The organism is Litoribrevibacter albus (assembly GCF_030159995.1).
In the GTDB taxonomy this organism is placed as follows: Bacteria; Pseudomonadota; Gammaproteobacteria; order Pseudomonadales; family Litoribrevibacteraceae; genus Litoribrevibacter; species Litoribrevibacter albus.
This window is the reverse complement of record NZ_BSNM01000006.1, coordinates 120,943-141,800: the sequence shown is the minus strand read 5'-3', so window position 1 is coordinate 141,800 and position 20,858 is coordinate 120,943. Positions and strand designations below refer to the sequence as shown.

The window sequence follows — 20,858 nt, the reverse complement described above, 5'->3', positions numbered from 1 at the left end:
CGAACCTATTCAGGCCGAACCGTTCAAGTTTTACGCTTCTACCAGCATCCGCCCACGCATCTCCATATGAAGCGCATGGCAGAACCAGTTACAGTAGTACCACTGAACCCCTGGTTTATCGGCAATGAAGGTCACAGAAGAAGTCGCCTGAGGCCCGATTTCCATTTGTACACCATGGTTGGTCATACAGAAACCGTGCGTTACGTCTTCCACCTGATCCAGGTTAGTTACCACAACGGTCACTTCATCACCCAGCTTCACCTTAAACTCGGTCATACCATAGTTAGGTGCGATGGATGTCATGTAGACACGAACCTTATTACCGTCTCGAATAACCTTGTTGTCCACTTCCAGGTTGACGCCATCGGCCTTCGCCATTTCCACGGTCTCAGCAAAAATCGGATCATCTCGAGTCCATAGTTTCTTAGGCTTCAACTTACTGCGGTGTACGATCATACAATCGTGTGGTTCCGCATAAGTTGGACCATCGTGCACCAGCTTCATTTCGTCGCCGGAAATATCGATCAACTGATCGTTCTCTGGACGTAATGGACCCACAGGCAAGAAGCGGTCTTTTGAGAACTTACAAAGTGAGATCAACCATTTACCATCGGCATCACGGGTTTCACCGGCAGACGTGTGGTTATGACCCGGCTGATAATGCACATCCAGTTTTTGACGGATGTAATTTACTTTCTCACCTTTATACGCACGGATCGCATCTTCTACGTTCCACTTAGCAATCTGGCTGTCAAGGAACAAGGTGGTGTAAGCATTACCTTTATTATCGAACGCTGTATGCAAAGGCCCTAAGCCCAATTCTGGCTCAGCCACGATAGTGTCACGTGGTTTGATCTTATCGGCAAAGAGAGCATCCAACTTATCAATCGCAATCACAGATACGGTTGGAGACAACTTACCATTTGCCACAAAGTACTTACCACTTGGAGAAGTGTTCATACCGTGTGGAGATTTAGGCACAGGGATATAACGAGTCAGATCAGACCCTTTGGTACCATCCAATACAGGAACATTATTACCGTTATAGGTTTTGAACTTACCTGCTTTCACTGCCGCTTCACAGCGCGCCAGGTTGAATACCACCACATGGTCACGTTCACTGGCGATCATTTCACCCAGGTTCATACCCATTTCAGAGTTATAGCAGGTAGAAGCAAAATACTTACCATCGTAATCGGCATCAGTGTTATCCAGGTTACCGTCTACCATCACCTGGAATGCCACTTCCATGTTCTCTGCATCAATCACATTGAACAAAGAACGATACTGCGACACATCTTCCAGAGACGCCTTACCGTCGTTAACGATAGGCACCTCAAACTCACCATTACAGATCACATACTTAGTGTATGGCACTTTCTGTACGCGCAAACCGTGAATCGCCTGACAGTTTGGAACAGTGATCATCTTGTCGGTTTTCATCACATCACAACGGATACGGGCAACACGTGTATTCGCTTTATCGTTGATGAACACATACTTACCGTTGTAGCGACCATCCGTCATCGACATGTGAGGGTGGTGAGAGTCGCCAGCCAACAAGTGCGCGCTTTCACCTTTAATGCGTTTACTTTCGTTGGTCAGTCCCCAACCGGTTGCACTGTCTACGTTAAACACAGGAATACGCATTAATTCACGCATGGACGGGATACCCATGATGCGTACTTCACCAGAGTGACCACCACTCCAGAAACCGTAGTACTCATCCAAATCACCTGGATGCACGAAAGGTGAGTTCTTGATCTCAGCCGCTTGCGCTTTTGCGGTTGCTGCAAACATAGCGGCCGTCATTGGCGCGGCTACAGCCCCTGCTGCACCGGCTAGGGCACCGGCCCCCAGAAAACTACGACGGCTCATGCCCTCTTTTGATGGCTCTTCATGTTGAGCGCCATTTGTTACTTCACTTTGATGCTTATCCATAGTGATGCTCCTGACTTGCTTATTTATTGACCGTTAGTACGGTTATTTTTTTGGTTTTAATGTTTGGTTTTAATTAATTGTGAAAACACATCAATTAGGCTCAATGATCCTGACTGGCTCTGCTTTCACGGTATTCGGATCTACATTGGTTACCGCGCTGGTGTTTGCCGATGCGGATTTCTTCATGCGTTTACGTTTCTTGTTCACCAATGGCGGACATTTATCGTCATTCCAGTACGTCACCTGACAATCCAGACAGTGGTGACATTCACGCAAGTTAATTTCACCGTTCTTCTCAATGGCGCCGATCTCACATTCCACGGCACACAACTGACATGGCTGACCGCAATCTTTGCGACGCTTCAACCAGTCGAACAAACGCACACCGGATGGAATGGCTAATGCCGCTCCCAGTGGGCAAATATAACGACAGTAGACTTTGCGACTGAACAGAGAAATCACGAGTAAAATTAAGGCGTAGGTTATGAACGGCCAGTCACGATCGAAACGCAGCAAGAAGACGGTTTTGAACGGTTCCACTTCGGCGTACTGTTCAGCCGTTTGAAGAGACTCTAACGACAGACCAAACAGTGCCAACAAGATCAGATACTTCACCGCCCACAAGCGTTCGTGCAACGCAAACGGCACCACGTATTGAGGAATTTTCAGTTTCTCGGCCAACTCACCTGCCAGCTCCTGAAGCGCGCCGAACGGACACATCCAGCCACAGAAGATGCCACGCCCCCACAACAGAATGGTCACCGCGACAAACACCCACATGCAGAAGATCACCGGATCAAGCAGGAAGGTCTCCCAGTGGAAATCGCCCATCAGTGATTGAGTGAAAGTAAAGACATTCACCACCGAGATCTGCCCCATAGAGTACCAACCGATAAAGCCCACGGTATAAATCAGGAACACTCGACGGAATTGGTGTAGGAAATTCGGGAAACGAACCAGCCAGTCCTGGAAGAAAATCACCAAGGTCAACAACACCATGCTGGTAATCAAAATGATCACGGACGTTTCTTTCTCGGCCCAGACTTGTTTCCAAAGCGGTTGATCTTCAAGGCTTTCTTCCGCGATCGGTTCAGGACGGTCTACATACTTATCCAATGGCAAGTAATCGGCTTTAAAGCTGCTGAATAAGCTGTCCACCGGCCCGGTCTGACGGCGCACCAACAGCTCGACCTGCCAATCGGCACCAGGATTAAAGTCATGATGCTCGCGAACGATGAAGATCGACATTTCCTTAAAGTAAGGGGTGCCCTCAGCGTAGAGATCGTTGATTCGATAGTGGTCCAGATCCCGGAAACTAAAGACATTATCGCCCTGGTGAATCTGAATGCGATCAAAGATACCGCCACGAACATAGCCAGAGCCTTTGAAGGAAAAACCATTCCCCATCAAACCAATGGCATGCTCACCCGGCTTCAAAGTATCAACCAGCCACTGGAATTCACTGTCGCCCAACAAGGAACGGCCAATGGTCGGAATATCCAGTAAGGTGTAATAAAGATCAATAAAGGACGCATTCGCCTCCTCTGGAGACAAAGCTGTGTCATTCGCAGCCTCGGTGCCTGCAAACGAATCTTCTACCTGCTGATTGTTCAACGCCAAACGACGAATAGACCCGTCGCCGGTCAAAGTTACCCAATCGCTTTGCTGATAGATGTCTTGTTTGATGGTGGCCATTGCTGTCGCAGAGGCTTCATCAAAATCAATGATGCCTTTCGCTTTGGCGACTTTCTTCGCTGCACGCATGATCGCCAGGTTTTCAACCATCACAGTAACGGTTGCGCCGGACAAACCATCAACATGAACGACATTATCTTCCTGCAGGCCACCGATTTTGACCGTATCGGAAACGGCGAGTCCTTGATATTGATCGGTGAAGATCTGAAGTTTTTGCTCTGGAATCCCCACCAACAAGATAGGCTCATGATGCTCAAGTACTTTGGCCGAAATGATCTTCCCTTCCGGGTCAATCATCACCAACACATTAACAGGCTCGCCAGAATAGGCAGGAATAGGCGCGATGTCGTTGGTTTCGAAGGCATACCCCAAAACATCATCATTTTGTTTGATGGTCCAGGCGAGAGGCTCACCTGCCTTGACTCCGTAATCCGTAGCATTCGGAAAGGTTTCTTTAATGAACGGCTCGGGCGGTTTGGCAGGGCTGACAGTCAAACCTCCGGCCCAACCCGAGGACGCAATCAGGGCGAAAAAAAGACCACATAACAGCATCCAAAAAGATGCACTGCCTGAATTTACTTTCCCGTTACTCATACAACCGACTCACAATTTAGACACTAAAAACAACCGTGGATTTGAGTATCTATAGGGTGCGTCAAATTGTCACACCAAGAATCAGGCTCTGTTGATGTACGTCAAACGATCAGAAAAAGTTTTGCAATGAGTCAAAAATTGGCAAGCCACCGGAGTGGAAAATAAGGACAAAACCCTACACAGAACAAGGGTTTATAGACATAAAAAAGGCGGTCTTCTATGACCAGAAAGACCGCCTTTTTATAAAGATCAGATTATTAATCGTTCGGGATGAATGATTAACCAATCTTAGGAGCAAGCTCGCCTGCTTCGTATTTAACGAACATATCATCCAAAGAGATTGGCTTGATCTTAGAGGCATTACCTGCGGTACCGAACGCTTCATAACGCGCGATACAGATATCTGACATCGCTTCAACAGACACAGCCAAATACTTACGAGGATCAAACTCGCTGGTGTTGTTCGCTAGGAAACGACGAATTGCACCAGTTGATGCCAAACGCAAGTCTGTATCAATGTTTACTTTACGAACACCGTGCTTGATACCTTCAACGATCTGCTCAACCGGCACACCGTAAGTTTCAGGAATCTCGCCACCGAATTCGTTAATCACAGCCAACCACTCTTGTGGTACCGAAGACGAACCGTGCATTACCAAGTGAGTATCAGGAATACGCTTGTGAATTTCTTTAATACGGTCGATCGCCAAAATGTCACCGGTCGGTGGACGAGTAAACTTGTAGGCACCGTGTGATGTACCACAAGCAATAGCCAATGCATCTACCCCGGTTTTCTTAACAAAGTCTGCCGCTTCTTCTGGGTCAGTCAGCATCTGATCGTGCGTCAGTTTACCTACTGCACCGATACCGTCTTCTTCACCCGCTTCACCCGTTTCCAAAGAACCCAGGCAGCCCAACTCACCTTCAACCGATACACCGCACGCATGCGCCATATCAACGGTGCGCTTAGTCACATCAACATTGTACTCGTAAGAAGTTGGTGTCTTACCGTCTTCGCCCAAAGAACCGTCCATCATTACTGATGAGAAGCCCAACTGGATAGAACGCTGACATACTGCTGGCGAAGTACCGTGATCCTGGTGCATACACACAGGAATGTGAGGAAACTCTTCAATTGCCGCCAAGATCAAGTGACGTAAGAAAGGCGCACCCGCGTACTTACGGGCACCCGCAGACGCCTGAACGATTACAGGAGAATCGGTCTTGTCTGCCGCTATCATAATCGCGCGCATTTGCTCAAGGTTGTTTACGTTAAATGCAGGAACGCCATAACCAAATTCGGCTGCGTGATCCAACATTTGGCGCATTGAAATAAGTGCCATGTGTTTTTCCTCTGTTTATATTTTGCTTAACGCTGGACGGAAAACGGAAACAGCTAAAACATCCAATCCAGCATTCTATTCAATTCGTTTTATTTAGCGCGCTCTTCTAAAATCGCTACCGCAGGAAGTGTCTTACCTTCAACAAACTCAAGGAAAGCACCACCACCGGTTGAGATATAAGACACCTTGTCTGCAATCTCATACTTATCCACAGCCGCCAAGGTGTCACCGCCACCAGCAATAGAGAAACCTTCGGAATCAGCAATCGCAAGAGAAAGCGCTTTCGTACCTTCACCAAACTGATCAAACTCGAATACGCCTACAGGGCCGTTCCAGATGATGGTTTTTGCTTCTTTCAACGCCTCAGCCAATGCCGCAGCAGAATCCGGACCAATGTCGAAGATCATATCGTCGTCCTGAACCTCTTCCGCCGCTTTCAAAGTCGCTTCTGCAGATTCAGAGAATTCTTTACCACACACCACATCGGTTGGTACCGGAATAGCTACTTTTTCCATCAAAGCTTTCGCGTTTGATACCAAGTCTGCTTCATACAGAGACTTACCAACCGGCTTCCCTGCAGCTGCCAGGAAAGTGTTGGCAATACCACCACCCACGATGATTTGGTCACAGATATCAGACAAGCTTTCAAGTACTTCCAGCTTAGTCGACACTTTTGAACCGCCCACGATAGCAATCAAAGGACGAGCAGGATTATCCAATGCTTTGCCCAGCGCATCCAATTCTGCAGAAAGAAGCGGACCAGCACAGGCCACAGGTGCAAACTTGGCAACACCATGAGTCGATGCTTGTGCACGGTGCGCGGTACCAAACGCGTCCATCACGAAGATATCACACAAAGATGCATAGGCTTTCGACAGCTCATCTTCGTCTTTCTTCTCGCCTTTGTTGAAACGAACGTTTTCAAGAAGCACCAACTCACCGTCGTTCAACTCAATACCGTTGTTGAAATCTTTAACGACAGGTACATCACGACCCAGCAATTCAGCCAAGTAGTTAGCCACTGGCTGCATAGAAAACTCTTCAGCGTACTCACCTTCGGTCGGACGACCCAAATGAGACATCACGATGACTTTTGCACCTGCGTTAAGGGCATGTTCAATGGTTGGCAACGAAGCACGGATACGCGCATCTGAAGTTACTTTACCGTCTTTTACAGGAACGTTTAGATCTTCACGAATAAGAACTCGCTTACCCGCCAAGTCCAAATCAGTCATACGAATTACAGACATCTTTCTATCTCATCTATTAGTTAAAAAGTTTTTAACAACTTAGGGATCAACACCTGCTGCCAGCTCTTATGGAGCCATCACCAGTGCTGTATCCAACATTCTATTGGCAAACGCCCATTCATTATCAAACCAGACCACCAGCTTCACCATCGAGCAGTCCTTTTGGGTATCTAGTGTAGTCTGATTTTCAGAAGACTCAGTGCCTCCGGTCACAGCATCAACCGCAGCGCCAACAACATGAGTTTGAGTCCCGTCTACGATGCCTGAACGAACATCGTGGTTAAAATCAATCGACGCATGAGGTTCTTCGGTATAGCCCAATACGCCCGACAAGCCATTTTCGGAGGCTTTTTTTAACAACTGATTTACCTCATCAGCCGTCACTTTATGATTCAACTCTAAGGTTAAATCCATCAAGGATACATTCTGAGTCGGCACACGCATGTGCAACGCGACAAAGGCATCTTTGAATTTCGGCAGCACACGTTCAATCCCGGCAGCTAACCCCGTATCAACAGGAATAATCGACTGCCCGGCACTGCGCGTTCGACGTAAATCGCTGTGGTAAGCATCAATCACAGGCTGATCATTCATCGCAGAATGAATGGTAGTAATAGTGCCACGCTTGATACCGTAGGCATTGTCTAATACCGACAACACAGGAATTACGCAATTGGTCGTACAGGAAGCGTTAGAAACGATCACTTCCTCGCCCGTCAGAGTCTGATGATTGACACCGTAAACGATGGTGGCATCCACATCCGACGACGCCGGTTGCGAGAACAATACCTGCTTCGCACCGTTTTCAATATGTTGCTCAGCGGTAGCACGATCTGAAAAGGCTCCGGTACATTCCAGTACCAAATCCACATTCAACTCAGACCAGTTGAGTTCGGCCACATCCGGTTGATTAAATACCCGAATATCCTGACCCGCAATGGACAACCAGTCTTTACCATCGTCTGAACGACAACTGACTTGCGCCGGGAAACGCCCGTGAGTGCTGTCGTATCGGGTCAGATAACAAACGGTTTCCAGATCCGCCAGCTCGTTAATTGCGACTAACTGAATTCGATCTGTGTAGCCATTTTCGAACAAAGCACGTACGACGCCCCGTCCTATTCGACCATAACCATTTACCGCAATTCTTAGCATTAACGTGCTCGACTCAAACTTCCGTGATAAAGCAATATCGTGATAAACCAATGTCCTGATCAATCAATATATCGATAAACAAATACCCTGAGGAACATATACCCTGAGGAACAAGTGTATCGTCAATCGACATAATAAAGGGCTTCTATTAAGAAGCCCTTTATTGATCGGCTGTACTAGCCCGCAACTTTTTCCGCAACAGCAACAACGTTGTCCACGGTAAAGCCAAACTCTTTCATCAGATCATCAATTGGCGCAGACTCACCGAAAGTACTCATACCCACGATGTCACCGTTCAGACCAACCCACTTGTACCAGTAATCTTTGTGTGATGCTTCAATGGCAACACGAGCCGTAACAGAAGATGGCAATACAGATTCACGGTAATCCGCTGATTGCTCAGCAAAGATTTCAGCACATGGCATAGAGACAACACGAACCGCTTTGCCTTTTGCAGTCAACGCTTCTGCTGCTTCACGAGCAAGCTCAACTTCAGAACCGGTTGCAAGAAGGATGACGTCTGGCGTACCCGCACAATCAACCAAGGTGTACGCACCTTTTTCAATATTCGCGATTTGCTCATCAGTACGTGTTTGGTGAGGCAAGCCTTGACGAGAGAACGCCATCGCCGTTGGACCGTCTTTACGCTCAATCGCAGATTTCCAAGCAACCGCAGATTCTACTGCGTCACATGGGCGCCAAGCGTGCATGTTTGGTGTACCGCGCAAACTTGGAAGTTGCTCGATAGGTTGGTGCGTAGGGCCATCTTCACCCAGACCGATAGAATCGTGCGTGTAAACATGAATGACAGGCTGCTTCATCAACGCCGACATACGAACAGCGTTACGCGCGTACTCCATGAAAATCAGGAAGGTTGCACCGTAAGGACGGAAACCACCATGAAGGCTCAGACCGTTCATGATCGCAGTCATACCGAACTCACGTACACCGTAGAATACGTAGTTACCAGAGGCATCTTTCGCCTCAACGCCTTTTGAACCACTCCAAAGAGTCAGGTTAGAACCAGCCAAGTCCGCAGAACCGCCCAACAATTCAGGCAATAGTTTTGCATACGCTTCAATACTGTTTTGAGACGCTTTACGAGACGCTACTTTTTCAGCCTTGTCGTTTACTTCTTTAACGTAAGCGGCCGCCTTCTCAGAGAAGTCCGCTGGCAATTCACCGGCCACACGACGCTTAAGCTCAGCGGCTAATTCAGGGTACGCTGCTTCATACGCTGCGAACTTCTCGTTCCAAGCTGCTTCGGCTGCTGTCCCTTTTTCACGAGCATTCCACTCACCTGCGATCTCAGATGGCACTTCGAATGGACCGTGAGTCCAGCCCAAACGCTCGCGAGTTAGTTTAATTTCGTCGTCACCCAGAGGTGCACCATGACACTCTTCTTTACCTTCTTTGTTTGGCGAACCAAAACCGATGATGGTTTTACAACAAATCAAAGTAGGTTGATCAGCATTGGCTTTTGCTGCTTTGATTGCAGCTTCAATGGCTTCCGGGTTATGACCATCAACCGCAGGAATCACTTGCCAACCGTAAGATTCAAAACGTTTCACTGTATCGTCGGTGAACCAACCTTCTACTTCACCATCGATAGAAATGCCGTTGTCGTCATAGAACGCAACCAGCTTGCCAAGACCTAGCGTGCCTGCCAAAGAACATACTTCGTGAGAAATACCTTCCATCATGCAGCCATCGCCAAGGAAAGCATACGTGAAGTGGTCAACCACCTCGTGGTTGTCACGGTTGAATTGATCGGCAAGAATCTTTTCAGCCAATGCCATACCAACCGCGTTTGCAATACCCTGACCTAGTGGGCCAGTGGTCGTTTCAACACCTGCGGTATACCCATACTCTGGGTGACCAGGCGTTCTTGAATGCAACTGACGGAAGTTTTTCAGGTCGTCGATCGACACATCGTAACCGGTAAGGTGCAGCAAAGAATAAATCAACATAGAACCATGACCGTTTGAAAGCACAAAACGATCGCGGTTCATCCACTCTGGATTCGCGGGGTTATGCGAAAGAAAATCGTTCCAAAGAACTTCAGCAATATCTGCCATGCCCATTGGGGCACCTGGATGACCTGATTTAGCTTTTTGAACTGCGTCCATGCTTAATGCGCGAATTGCATTAGCGCGTTCGGTACGAGTTGCCATTAAGAGACTCCTGAACAGTGTATGTTCACGTAAGGATAGATGACTTAGCCAAAGCCATAATCCACTGGGTTAATTTAAGAACCAAAAAATGCGCGTATTTTCGCTTTTTTGTATCGAGACATCAATGGTTATCCCGCAACAGTTTTAGTAGTTTGCGTAAATTGATTTGAAACTCGCCCCTATGCCCAATGGCCTCTTTGTTTTATCATTCCACTGCGCGAGCTATTTAAGAAAAATTAATGACGCGCACTTATGGAAAACTAACAACTTGAAGGATCAAGAATGTCTAAACTTAACTGGATACTCATACCGCTTTTCGCGCTGTTTTTGAGCGCTTGTCAAACCCAACCTACCAGCCTGCCGGACTGGATCACCAACCCACTGCAAGACAGTGAATACATCAGTGCCATTGGCGAAGGCGCTTCTTTGAAAGAAGCCAGAATGAATGCCAAGCAAGCATTGGCAGCACAATTACTCAGCCACGTGAGTGACGAATTATCCGTATTATCAATTGAAGATGGAGAGTTTCATCGTACTTATACTGAACGCGCCAGCTCGGTAAAATTCCACGAGATTCCTCTTCCTGCAACGCGTTACAATCAAGCCACCCGTTTTGACGGTACCTATTTCGCTCAAATCCAGGTCAACAGACAGACACTCCAAGCGTTCCTCCAGACCAACCTCGAAACACTGACTGAGGAAAACAAAACCTTGCTCAGCAACATCAAGTCACTAAACAATCCTTTCGAGCAGTGGTGGAACTACGAAACACAGACACAGAACATCAATGCATTGATAGATCAGACGCTGATCTACAACAGCTACTTCACACCAAAGAATGAAAGCGCCTCAGAACTTGTGAAAGAGTTTAACAGTGCTTACAACCAAGCCAGAAACGGCTTGATCCTGGCGATTAATGATGACACGCCAATACCAGGGCTAACAAAAGCATTGGAAAGCCAGCTCAACGAACATGGCATTCTTTCCAAAAAAGTCCGTCAGTTCAGTTCTCGCCCGGAGCTTCACGCCACGCTTAAAAGCAAGACTGAGCGTTTACAAGGTGATCATTACGCGACCTCAACACTGACACTGGACCTGAAATCCCACAAAGGTCAGACCATCCGCAGCATCAGCATTGATGCAAAAGGCGTATCGGTTGCCTCCACCAGCGATGCCAAACAAAAGAGCTATGAAAAGCTGATTACTCAGCTCAACAACGAAAATATTATCGAACGACTCAAAGGCGCGTAATCACGCGCCTCACCCAGGAGAACCATTCTCGTGATGTTTAGAAGTATGAAATACGCTCTTGTGATGCCCCTGATGTTATTGGCAGGCTGCCTGCCATCCACTCAAGGCCAATACGATCACCTCATCAAACTGGGCGAGCGTCCACTTCAAACCGCACAACATATCCCTACCGATGCAGAGCTGGCCGGAGATCCAACTAACGTCTGGGTATACATCGAAAGCAATCGTAAAACCGATAAGCTGGATATAGAAAACGAGATCCTGAGTCGCTGGGCCGAAGCCATGAGAAAAAGTGGCGTCACCCTACATAGCCCGCCCACTGATTCTTTGGGCTATTTAGGACAAATTTACGGTAAACGTTCACCCAGCCAAAACACGCTTAAAGAGTTAATCCAACAAGCGGGTTACAGCAGCTCCGGTGAATACCTGGGTCGTCAAACCGTCGACTATGTAGTCGAAGTAAAAGTAAATCGTTCTACCTTTCTGGATACTTACTCAGACCCAACCTACGTTCCTTTCATGGACCCGAAACGTCCAGGCAGCTGTGACTATGAAATGGAAGCGCATCTGGACATCAACATCAAACCGCTACCTCAATACAGGACATTAAAATCCTACTGGCTGGAGTCTAGCGAGTCGGATGACATTGAAGGTTATAAATGCCCGCACAGCAGCGATCACAAAGCCAAAAACCTTTACAAACAAATGCGTAAAGAAATCCTTGAGGAGATTGGCGACTGTGGCGGCGTCGCCCTTCAAAAGTTCCTTACCCCCAAAGGCTACATCCTCAATTACTTCAGCGATGGCAAAGAACACATTTTTGAAATTTCCGGCGGAACCGCCGCTGGTTTTCACTCAGGACAAAGCCTGAACATCTTCCGTATTGGTAGCTTGGGTAAACACAACGGCGACCTTCTGGGTGAAGCAACAGTGGAAGAAGTAAAACCCAAACGCAGCTTAATTAAAGTCAGTGATCCTGCGTTGATAGAACAGATCAAAAAATACGATTTGGTGAAAGTAGAGAATGGCAACTTACTGAGCAACACCTACAACACGGTAAGTTGTTCGGGGAATATTACGGAGTTGTGAAGCCAACACCTACGCATCCTGAAACCAGAAAGCCGACTTGGTCAGTGAATACATCTGCCGCGTCATCAACCACTCAGCTAAAACAGAGATGCAGATTGCCTCACCAAAAGACAAGCAATCCATAAACTCATTCCCTTTTAGTGACGTCAACTTCATTAGCGATAAAGACTTACCTGCAATACAAATATCAAGATATGAAGAAGCACAAAAGCGTATGTTTGTACATTTTCAAGAACTTCTTTTCTTTTTGGTATATACAAAACGAATTTAAACGTTATCCTTCCCGCAAAAATTAAGAAGTAAAAAAGGAGCTTACAATGAAAGGACTACAAATCCTCACAGCGATGATTCTTACCGTTTTTATAACGGGCTGTGCGACAGAAAGCCATCGAGCAGTTGAAATACAAAAAGTTGCCACTTACGGCACTACATATACAGGAAAACGTAGCACACTTGTGGTGGGAGGCTTTTCGAACAAGTCGAACTACATGCAAGGGTTATTTTCCTCAAACATAGACCGCTTAGGCGGCCAAGCGAAAACCATTCTCAAAACTCACCTACAACAATCCAACCGTTTTAATCTTATGGATAGAGACAACATGGATGAGTTGAAACGAGAAGCTGAACTCTCAGGTGTAAAACAGAAAATTGCGGGTTCTCGTTATGTACTTACCGGCCATGTAACTGAGTTTGGCCGTAAGGTAACGGGTGATAGACAACTCTTTGGCATTTTAGGCCGAGGTAAAGAGCAAATTGCTTATGCAAAAGTAACGTTGCAATTGCTCGACACCCACACCAGCGCCATTATTTATTCTACCCAAGGAGCTGGTGAATATTCTTTAAGTAATCGAGAAGTTATTGGCTTTGGCGGGACTGCAGGTTACGACGCGACGCTTAATGGCAAAGTTTTGAACTTCGCTATCACTGAAGCCGTGAATGCTTTCGTTCGCGATATAGATGCACACGTAATCGAGCTGTAATTCGTCCAAATAGAAATATCACAGAAGAAATATTAATGATCGGGAAGTGCGCCCGATCACCTTCTAAAAATAACTATAAGCGCACTAATACTACACATATTTAACAAAAAAGACTAAATAGCATTTAGGACTAACTAATGAAAAAAAATCTTTGGCTGCCGGCAATCGCCCTGGCATTCATGACTGGCTGTACAACTAGTCATAAAACTCTTTATCACTGGGGAGAGTATGAAACCATTCTACTGAATATGTATACCGATCCAGGTGAAGCAGATAACTACACGCAAATCACCAAAATCAATGAAAGTATTGCTTATGCAGAAAACAAAGGCTTAAAAGTAGCCCCAGGTATCTATGCTCACCTAGGTATGATTTATGCGAAGAATGGCGATATGCCTAATGCCATTTCGGCATTCGAAAATGAAAAGAAACACTATCCAGAATCTGCCACATTTATTGATGGTATGTTAAGCAGAGCGAGTGCCAACTAATGACTAATTTATATCACACTAAATGTGCCTCTTTGCTTAAAGCTCTTATCATCAGCCTAACAGTTCTGGCAACAGGCTGTGCTGTTCAGCAACCGTATGACTATACGGCGCTTAGAGCAAGTAATCCTAAATCTATTCTGGTAATACCGCCAGCAAACCAAACCGTTGAAGTGAGTGCGCCATATATCTTTCTTTCTACGATCACCTTTCCACTAGCAGAAAGAGGGTACTATGTTTACCCGGTTGCAGTAGTGGATCAGCTCTTAAAAGATAACGGCTTACCTACTCCAGCGGAAATGAACAGCATTCCGTTGGATAAAATTGATGAAATTATTAACCCTGATGCCGTACTTTACATCACTATCGATAACTGGGGACAAAGCTATCAGTTGATTCAATCAGTAGCGACTGTTTCCTCATCATGGAAACTCGTCGACACCAAAACGGGTCAGACGTTATGGGAAGGTAAAGCCTATGCCCAACAAAAATCTGGCGACGGTGGTGGCGGCATCATTGGTATGCTTGTGGCCGCAGCAGTAGAGCAAGTAGCCAGCGCTATGGACGATAAGACACCTCGTTTATCTCGCTTTGCTAACTCTGCAGCGGTCTACAACTCTCACAATGGTTTATTACCAGGTCCGTACGCTCCAAAGCCTGAACCTAAAGAATCAGCTACACCTCAGTAAACCATGTAAAAATAGTTTCCAAGAACTCCACAAAAAACGCATCACTCTCGATGCGTTTTTTGTATAAGATTTTACATTCTTATTAATCCGACTCCCAACGACTTAGCCCTAACGAAGTTTTAAGAAAATCAAAAACGTAACAGACTTAGCTTGATTTTCTTTGCCTGCCCGAACATAAAAAGTTAACAATATAGGCATCAATATTTACTCCAACTAGCTTACAATACTATTTTACATGGTAAAAACTTCAACCAAGCACATTTCAAGCAAGGAGAATGTATGGCGTTTGATTACGGGTCGATAGATCTGGGATTAAAGAATCCTTTTAAAGCAGAAGGTTACGTCACAGCAGTACGCGGACTGATACAAAGTGGTTTAGGTATCTTTCTACTGATATTAGCCGCAGGCAAAGTCAAAGAAGATGCAACCAGCGGCTGGATTTTAATGCTTTTCGGGGTAGTGACATTAGGCTTAGGCATTAAATCGCTTTCAACCGGAATTTATGCAACCTTACGCTATTTTGTAGGCCGTAATCATCCGACGTCACTTGCGCTGAACTACAGCAAATCTGAAAGTTCAACAGCGGCAGAAGAGAAACCATACGTTGCTTATACCGCCAAAGAACTGGAAGAAATGTTAGTTGGCCGTAAGAACACGACCTTTGTTGAGCCTCAAGGCTTCCTTGCTCGCCTGCTGCATAGCCTTCTACCAAAATTGCTTTTCATGCCCTACCCGATCCGAAACATGGCGCAAAGACTGTTTGGTGCATGGATCAGTACGCTGGTTGCATTGTGTGCCTATGGTCTGGTTGCCTTCATATCACTGGCAGGGTTTGCAGGCAGCATTGGTGAGTTGATCTTCCCTGTCTATTCCACCCTACTAATGGTTTACATGCTCTTAACCTGGCGCTCAGCGGGCAAAGCCATTTCCCGCAAAGCGGAAACAGAGATTGAATCGTTAGGAAGCGGCGCACTGGTAAAAATCATCAGTATGTCATTGATTCTGCCGGCCGTTATTGGTGTGTCTGCTTCTTGGTTGATAAACCAAATTCATCTGTCTCCCGAAGAAATTTCTCACTGGCTAGAGATCATCCCAAGCTTCTATGTAGGTGCCTACTTAATCGGCATTCTGGCCGTTGCCGCATTGTGTAGTAGCGTTTTATTGATCATGTTGAAGAAACGCTTAAACGCAATTATCAGTAACGCAGAAGTGTCTGAATTGAGAGAAAACTGGCAAGAATCTGTTCATCCTAATGAAATTTTTATCAATCTCGACAACTTGGTGATGGCAAATCGTCGTTACAAAGAAGTACCTAACCGAGTCTACCGCGAACTTGATCCGGAGCTTCATGAGCAAGTGGACGGAAAAGGCGGCTTTAAAGGAGAGATGATTCAAGAAGTCCAGCCCAAAGTTAAACCACTTGAACTGGGCAACATGTTCAGTAAAACCCGCCTGATTGCATTAGTATCAGGCAACGCACTGTATGTCATCGCCTCCATTTTTTCGGTATTTTTTGCGTTTTCTTTGATCGATGTTTATCAGCAAGGATCTGCCCTGAGCGGAGCACTGAAAAACCTTTCTCTCCCTCAAATACAGACCATGCTGGACATCACAGCCGTCTCGTTACACTTGTTTGTCATTGGTATCCTGATTCGTTCATTTGCAGGCCTGCTTAGCAATACAGCACATCTCTTCTTTGCTGAAATGCAGTTCGAATCCATGCTTATCTACTTTAAATGCGAAGGCACCTTCACTGAGTCCAAGATCTCCACCGGCACAGGTATCCACGACAGTACTCGCTCCGAAAATGTGTTGGTGCGAAGCAGCATTACTCCTTGGGTCATTGTCTCTCGCATTGTCTCTACTACCTTTGCATCAACCGGTATGAGAAACCTGGAATTTCCTCGATACATTCTGGAAATGCACAAAGATGAGCAAGAGCTGCAAGACATCAAAAAAGACGTTATCAGCTTCCTGAAAGACAGAGAATCCATTGCCGCGATTACCAGTGAGCGAGACTTAGGAAATGCCTCTCAGATTCATCAGCTCAACCAGCAAACCCGCGCAATTCCTACCGAGCAACGTCTGGCCCATGATGAAGAAGCAGCTGGTTTCCTTGAGAAGCAAGCGGAGATAGAAGCCGAAGGCGCTGAGTTGTCCAAAGATAAAGATTAAAGACACCCTTCTTTAATCTTTTGATCCTCTCACTTCCTTACATCAATACCTATATCAAAAAATTTCGATATAGGTATTGACCTCAAATTTTATAGTGCTAGTCTAGTTCACCATGAACATGATTAGCCCATCTACAGAAGCGCCACAAAAAGCTTCTATCGACACAGCCAAACTTGCCCAACTCTGCAAAGCAAGTGCAGACCCTTTGCGCCTGGATATTTTACGTACTCTGCGCGATGGTTCGTTTGGTGTAATGGAGCTATGCAAGATCTTTGATGCGAAGCAATCAGGCATGAGTCACCACTTAAAAGTGATGGCGACCGCAGGCTTGGTGGAAACACGCAAAGAAGGCAATTCGATTTTTTATCGCCGCACGACCAATCTGGAACAACATGCACTGAAGCCGTTGATCGACGCCCTGTTTGTGTCCGTAGATCAAACGGTACTGCCTGAAAGCATCCAACAACGCTTAACCGAAACCTATGAAGAACGGGCTCAGCTCTCTCGCCAATTTTTTGAGAAGAATGCTCAACGTTTCAGAGAGCAGCAGGATCTTATTGCCAGCTGGAAAGACTATGGCCCATTTGCTTCCGACCTGATCCGGGACCTTACCCCTCAGGGGGATCAGCTAGCCATTGAGTTTGGCCCTGGCACCGGTGAAATGTTGGTGGAATTGGCAGAGAGCTTTGATCAGGTAGTCGGTATCGATACCTCTGAAGAAATGCTTGCTCAGGCTCGGACAACCGTGGCTGATATCCACAACATTGATCTGTTACACGCCGATGCCAGTAACTCGCAAAACGCCGATCAAGCATCATTTCAGACACAAGCCAATCTGGTTATCAGCAACATGGTATTGCACCACGTACCTGCACCCGAACAGCTAATTGAATCAGCAGCTCACGCCTTAACAGAAAATGGCTATCTGCTGATTACTGAACTGTGCGCTCACGACCAAAAATGGACGCAGGAGCACTGCGGAGATTTATGGCTGGGCTTTGAGCAAAGCGACATCGATCGCTGGGCCAATCATTTTGGATTAATTCCTGAGAGTCAGCAGTTTCTGGCCCTGAGGAATGGATTTCAAATTCAAGTACTGATTTACCGAAAAGGGTAAATCAGTAAGCAATTAACTTGGATCGTCACGCGGTTGTAGGTTTATTCAAAACGCACACCGATCCCTAACAATAAAAAGGAAAGCGGAATGAGTGAATACAGCATTTTTACTTCTGAATCAGTATCAGAAGGTCATCCGGATAAAGTAGCCGACCAGATCTCTGATGCGGTTCTTGATGCCATCATTGCTCGTGACCCATATGCACGTGTAGCCGTTGAAACTCTGGTTAAAACAGGGATGGCAATCGTAGCAGGTGAAGTAACGACGTCTTGCTATGTTGATCTTGAAGACATCGTTCGTGACGTGATCACAGGCATTGGCTATAACAGCTCTGACGTAGGCTTCGACGGTGCAACCTGTGCGGTACTGAACGGCATTGGTAAGCAATCTGTCGACATCAACCAAGGTGTTGACCGTGCCAAGCCTGAAGATCAAGGCGCTGGTGACCAAGGTCTAATGTTCGGTTATGCAACCAACGAAACTCCAAGCCTGATGCCTGCGCCTGTGTACTACGCGCATCGTTTGGTTGAGCGTCAGTCTGAACTTCGCACTAACGGCACACTGCCTTGGTTGCGCCCGGACGCGAAATCTCAGGTCACTATTAACTGGGAAGGCGACACACCTAAGATTGATGCCGTAGTTCTGTCTACACAGCACGATCCAAGCATTTCTTTGGAAGATCTACGTGAAGCAGTGCTTGAGAACATCATCAAGCCGGTACTTCCAAAAGAGTGGCTAACCTCTGATACCCTTTACCACATTAACCCAACCGGTAACTTCGTAATCGGTGGCCCAGTGGGTGACGCAGGTCTAACCGGTCGTAAGATCATCGTTGATACCTACGGTGGTATGGCTCGTCACGGTGGTGGTGCTTTCTCTGGTAAAGATCCATCAAAAGTAGACCGTTCTGCGGCGTACATGGGTCGTTATGTAGCTAAGAATATTGTGGCTGCTGGCCTAGCAGACAAGTGTGAAATCCAGGTGTCTTATGCAATCGGTGTGGCAGAGCCAACTTCAATCTCTGTAAATACCTTCGGCACAGGCAAGCTGTCTGACATCGAATTGGCGAAAGTGATTCGTGAAGTATTTGACCTTCGTCCTTACGCGATTCAAAACCAGCTAGAGCTGTTGAACCCTATGTATCAGATCACAGCAGCATATGGTCACTTCGGTCGCGAGCCGTTTGAGCACACATACACCTACACCGAGAATGGCGAAGAGAAGTCTAAGACCTTCACTGCCTTTACTTGGGAACGTACCGATAAAGTTGATGAGCTTAAAAAAGCGGCTGGTCTGTAAGAGACCAGCTGTAATCGCTGAGCCTTTAGAACATATACATAACATTTATTACTGATTTGAATGCTATTCAGATCATAAAAGGAAAAGAACATGTCATTCACAGACTACAAAGTTGCAGACATTGCATTGGCCGATTGGGGCCGTAAAGAAATTCAAATCGCTGAAGGTGAAATGCCTGCGCTAATGGCGCTTCGTCGTAAGTACAAGGAATCTCAACCGCTTGCGGGTGCGAAGATCATGGGTTGTATCCACATGACCATTCAAACTGCGGTTTTGATCGAAACTTTGGTTGACCTGGGTGCGGACGTTCGCTGGTCTTCTTGTAACATCTTCTCAACTCAGGATCACGCAGCCGCAGCAATTGCAGCCGCTGGCATTCCTGTGTTCGCATGGAAAGGTGAAACAGAAGAAGAATTCCTATGGTGTATCGAGCAAACCATCCTTTCTGAAAAAGATGGCAGTGACGTTTGGGATGCGAACATGATCCTGGATGACGGCGGTGACCTGACTGAAATGGTTCACAACAAGTATCCAGCGCTTCTAAACGACATCCACGGTATCTCTGAAGAGACAACGACTGGTGTTCACCGTTTGCTTGAAATGATGGAAAAAGGCGAACTGAAAGTTCCTGCGATCAACGTAAACGATTCAGTGACCAAGTCTAAGAACGACAACAAGTATGGCTGCCGTCACTCATTGAATGACGCCATCAAGCGCGGTACTGACCACCTGCTTTCAGGTAAGAAAGCTCTTGTTATCGGTTACGGTGACGTAGGTAAAGGATCTGCAGCCTCTCTTCGTCAGGAAGGCATGATCGTTAAAGTAACTGAAATCGACCCTATCTGTGCAATGCAAGCCTGCATGGACGGTTTCGAAGTGGTTTCTCCGTACATCAACGGCATCAACACAGGCAAACTGGATGGAATCGATAAAGACCTACTAGGTAAAACAGACTTGATCGTAACCACTACCGGTAACGTTAACGTATGTGACGCCAACATGCTTCAAGCCCTTAAGAGTGGTGCAGTGGTATGTAACATCGGTCACTTCGACAACGAAATCGACACCGCTTACATGCGTAAAAACTGGGAGTGGGATGAAGTTAAACCACAGGTTCACAAAGTATATCGTGACAAAGCCAACGATGATCATTTGATTCTTCTTTCAGAAGGCCGCTTGGTTAACCTAGGTAACGCAACAGGCCACCCAAGCCGTATCATGGATGGTTCTTTCGCGAACCAGGTATTGGCTCAGATTTACCTTTACGAGCGTAAGTTTGCAGACCTTATGGATGCAGAGAAGAAAGAAAGCATCTACGTGAAAGTTCTTCCTAAGAAACTGGACGAAGAAGTAGCAAAAGACATGGTTGAAGGTTTTGGTGGTGTGATCACTCAGTTGACCACAGACCAAGCAGCGTACATCAATGTGGACGTTGATGGGCCGTACAAGCCAGAGTCTTACAAATACTAATTGTTGAGCCTACTGCGCTTGTAGATTCTTTGTTAAAAACTTCTTTGGTTTGCTCACTTACATAAAGTAAGCTCCGCCACCAAAGAAGTTTTTGCCTCGAATCTAAGTCGCTCGCTACCGCTCTTTCCAAAGCCGACTGCGAGCGAAA

At 46.4% G+C, this 20,858-nt stretch carries 15 protein-coding genes; 9 read left to right on the top strand and 6 right to left on the bottom strand.

The features are described 5' to 3' along the window. Positions 1-30 precede the first annotated feature (30 nt). The 6 genes from nosZ to tkt form a co-directional block, all read right to left on the bottom strand. Positions 31-1,941, bottom strand: coding sequence for a TAT-dependent nitrous-oxide reductase (gene nosZ, locus QQL66_RS05440; protein ID WP_431356887.1), 1,911 nt, complete (start codon positions 1,939-1,941; stop codon positions 31-33). Positions 1,942-2,031: 90 nt separating this feature from the next. Beyond that, positions 2,032-4,230, bottom strand: a complete 2,199-nt coding sequence (gene nosR / locus QQL66_RS05435; RefSeq protein WP_284379687.1) for a transcriptional regulator NosR — start codon at positions 4,228-4,230, stop codon at positions 2,032-2,034. Between the two features lie 278 nt (positions 4,231-4,508). Beyond that, positions 4,509-5,573, bottom strand: a complete 1,065-nt coding sequence (gene fba / locus QQL66_RS05430) for a class II fructose-bisphosphate aldolase (protein WP_284379685.1) — start codon at positions 5,571-5,573, stop codon at positions 4,509-4,511. Positions 5,574-5,662: 89 nt separating this feature from the next. Beyond that, positions 5,663-6,823, bottom strand: a complete 1,161-nt coding sequence (locus tag QQL66_RS05425) for a phosphoglycerate kinase (protein WP_284379683.1) — start codon at positions 6,821-6,823, stop codon at positions 5,663-5,665. Between the two features lie 66 nt (positions 6,824-6,889). Continuing rightward, positions 6,890-7,978, bottom strand: coding sequence for a glyceraldehyde 3-phosphate dehydrogenase NAD-binding domain-containing protein (locus tag QQL66_RS05420; RefSeq protein ID WP_284379679.1), 1,089 nt, complete (start codon positions 7,976-7,978; stop codon positions 6,890-6,892). Between the two features lie 176 nt (positions 7,979-8,154). Next, positions 8,155-10,152, bottom strand: coding sequence for a transketolase (gene tkt / locus QQL66_RS05415; protein WP_284379677.1), 1,998 nt, complete (start codon positions 10,150-10,152; stop codon positions 8,155-8,157). Positions 10,153-10,434: 282 nt separating this feature from the next. Here tkt and QQL66_RS05410 point away from each other — a divergent pair, with 282 nt between their 5' ends. From QQL66_RS05410 to ahcY, 9 genes are all read left to right on the top strand, one after another. Further along, entirely contained in the window at positions 10,435-11,403 is a 969-nt protein-coding gene (locus QQL66_RS05410) for a hypothetical protein (RefSeq protein ID WP_284379676.1), read from the top strand. Positions 11,404-11,433: 30 nt separating this feature from the next. Beyond that, a complete protein-coding gene (locus tag QQL66_RS05405; protein ID WP_284379674.1) occupies positions 11,434-12,492 on the top strand; it encodes a hypothetical protein in 1,059 nt (352 codons plus the stop codon). Positions 12,493-12,809: 317 nt separating this feature from the next. Further along, positions 12,810-13,472: a CsgG/HfaB family protein gene (locus QQL66_RS05400; RefSeq protein WP_284379672.1), complete on the top strand. Its 663-nt coding sequence runs from the start codon at positions 12,810-12,812 to the stop codon at positions 13,470-13,472. 137 nt (positions 13,473-13,609) lie between these two features. Beyond that, positions 13,610-13,963, top strand: a complete 354-nt coding sequence (locus QQL66_RS05395) for a DUF4810 domain-containing protein (protein WP_284379670.1) — start codon at positions 13,610-13,612, stop codon at positions 13,961-13,963. Further along, positions 13,963-14,649 carry a DUF799 domain-containing protein gene (locus tag QQL66_RS05390; RefSeq protein ID WP_284379669.1) on the top strand — a complete coding sequence of 229 codons (687 nt, stop codon included), beginning with the start codon at positions 13,963-13,965 and terminating at the stop codon, positions 14,647-14,649. Before QQL66_RS05395 ends, QQL66_RS05390 begins: the two co-directional genes overlap by 1 nt. A 279-nt stretch (positions 14,650-14,928) precedes the next feature. Then, positions 14,929-16,824 (top strand): hypothetical protein, encoded by a 1,896-nt coding sequence (locus tag QQL66_RS05385; RefSeq protein ID WP_284379668.1) that lies wholly within the window; start codon positions 14,929-14,931, stop codon positions 16,822-16,824. Positions 16,825-16,936: 112 nt separating this feature from the next. Beyond that, entirely contained in the window at positions 16,937-17,941 is a 1,005-nt protein-coding gene (locus QQL66_RS05380) for an ArsR/SmtB family transcription factor (protein WP_284379667.1), read from the top strand. Positions 17,942-18,028: 87 nt separating this feature from the next. After that, on the top strand, positions 18,029-19,240 hold the full coding sequence (gene metK, locus QQL66_RS05375; protein ID WP_284379665.1) for a methionine adenosyltransferase: 1,212 nt from the start codon (positions 18,029-18,031) through the stop codon (positions 19,238-19,240). Positions 19,241-19,330: 90 nt separating this feature from the next. Beyond that, positions 19,331-20,710 (top strand): adenosylhomocysteinase, encoded by a 1,380-nt coding sequence (gene ahcY, locus QQL66_RS05370; RefSeq protein ID WP_284379663.1) that lies wholly within the window; start codon positions 19,331-19,333, stop codon positions 20,708-20,710. Positions 20,711-20,858 lie beyond the last annotated feature (148 nt).

What these genes read in the sequence shown, in the direction of transcription:
- fba (WP_284379685.1), bottom strand. Translation starts at nt 5,573, where the DNA reads ATGGCACTTATTTCAATGCGCCAAATGTTGGATCACGCAGCCGAATTT.
- nosR (WP_284379687.1), bottom strand. Translation starts at nt 4,230, where the DNA reads ATGAGTAACGGGAAAGTAAATTCAGGCAGTGCATCTTTTTGGATGCTG.
- ahcY (WP_284379663.1), top strand. Translation starts at nt 19,331, where the DNA reads ATGTCATTCACAGACTACAAAGTTGCAGACATTGCATTGGCCGATTGG.
- QQL66_RS05400 (WP_284379672.1), top strand. Translation starts at nt 12,810, where the DNA reads ATGAAAGGACTACAAATCCTCACAGCGATGATTCTTACCGTTTTTATA.
- QQL66_RS05395 (WP_284379670.1), top strand. Translation starts at nt 13,610, where the DNA reads ATGAAAAAAAATCTTTGGCTGCCGGCAATCGCCCTGGCATTCATGACT.
- QQL66_RS05380 (WP_284379667.1), top strand. Translation starts at nt 16,937, where the DNA reads ATGAACATGATTAGCCCATCTACAGAAGCGCCACAAAAAGCTTCTATC.
- QQL66_RS05420 (WP_284379679.1), bottom strand. Translation starts at nt 7,978, where the DNA reads ATGCTAAGAATTGCGGTAAATGGTTATGGTCGAATAGGACGGGGCGTC.
- QQL66_RS05425 (WP_284379683.1), bottom strand. Translation starts at nt 6,823, where the DNA reads ATGTCTGTAATTCGTATGACTGATTTGGACTTGGCGGGTAAGCGAGTT.
- tkt (WP_284379677.1), bottom strand. Translation starts at nt 10,152, where the DNA reads ATGGCAACTCGTACCGAACGCGCTAATGCAATTCGCGCATTAAGCATG.
- QQL66_RS05385 (WP_284379668.1), top strand. Translation starts at nt 14,929, where the DNA reads ATGGCGTTTGATTACGGGTCGATAGATCTGGGATTAAAGAATCCTTTT.
- nosZ (WP_431356887.1), bottom strand. Translation starts at nt 1,941, where the DNA reads ATGGATAAGCATCAAAGTGAAGTAACAAATGGCGCTCAACATGAAGAG.
- QQL66_RS05410 (WP_284379676.1), top strand. Translation starts at nt 10,435, where the DNA reads ATGTCTAAACTTAACTGGATACTCATACCGCTTTTCGCGCTGTTTTTG.
- QQL66_RS05390 (WP_284379669.1), top strand. Translation starts at nt 13,963, where the DNA reads ATGACTAATTTATATCACACTAAATGTGCCTCTTTGCTTAAAGCTCTT.
- metK (WP_284379665.1), top strand. Translation starts at nt 18,029, where the DNA reads ATGAGTGAATACAGCATTTTTACTTCTGAATCAGTATCAGAAGGTCAT.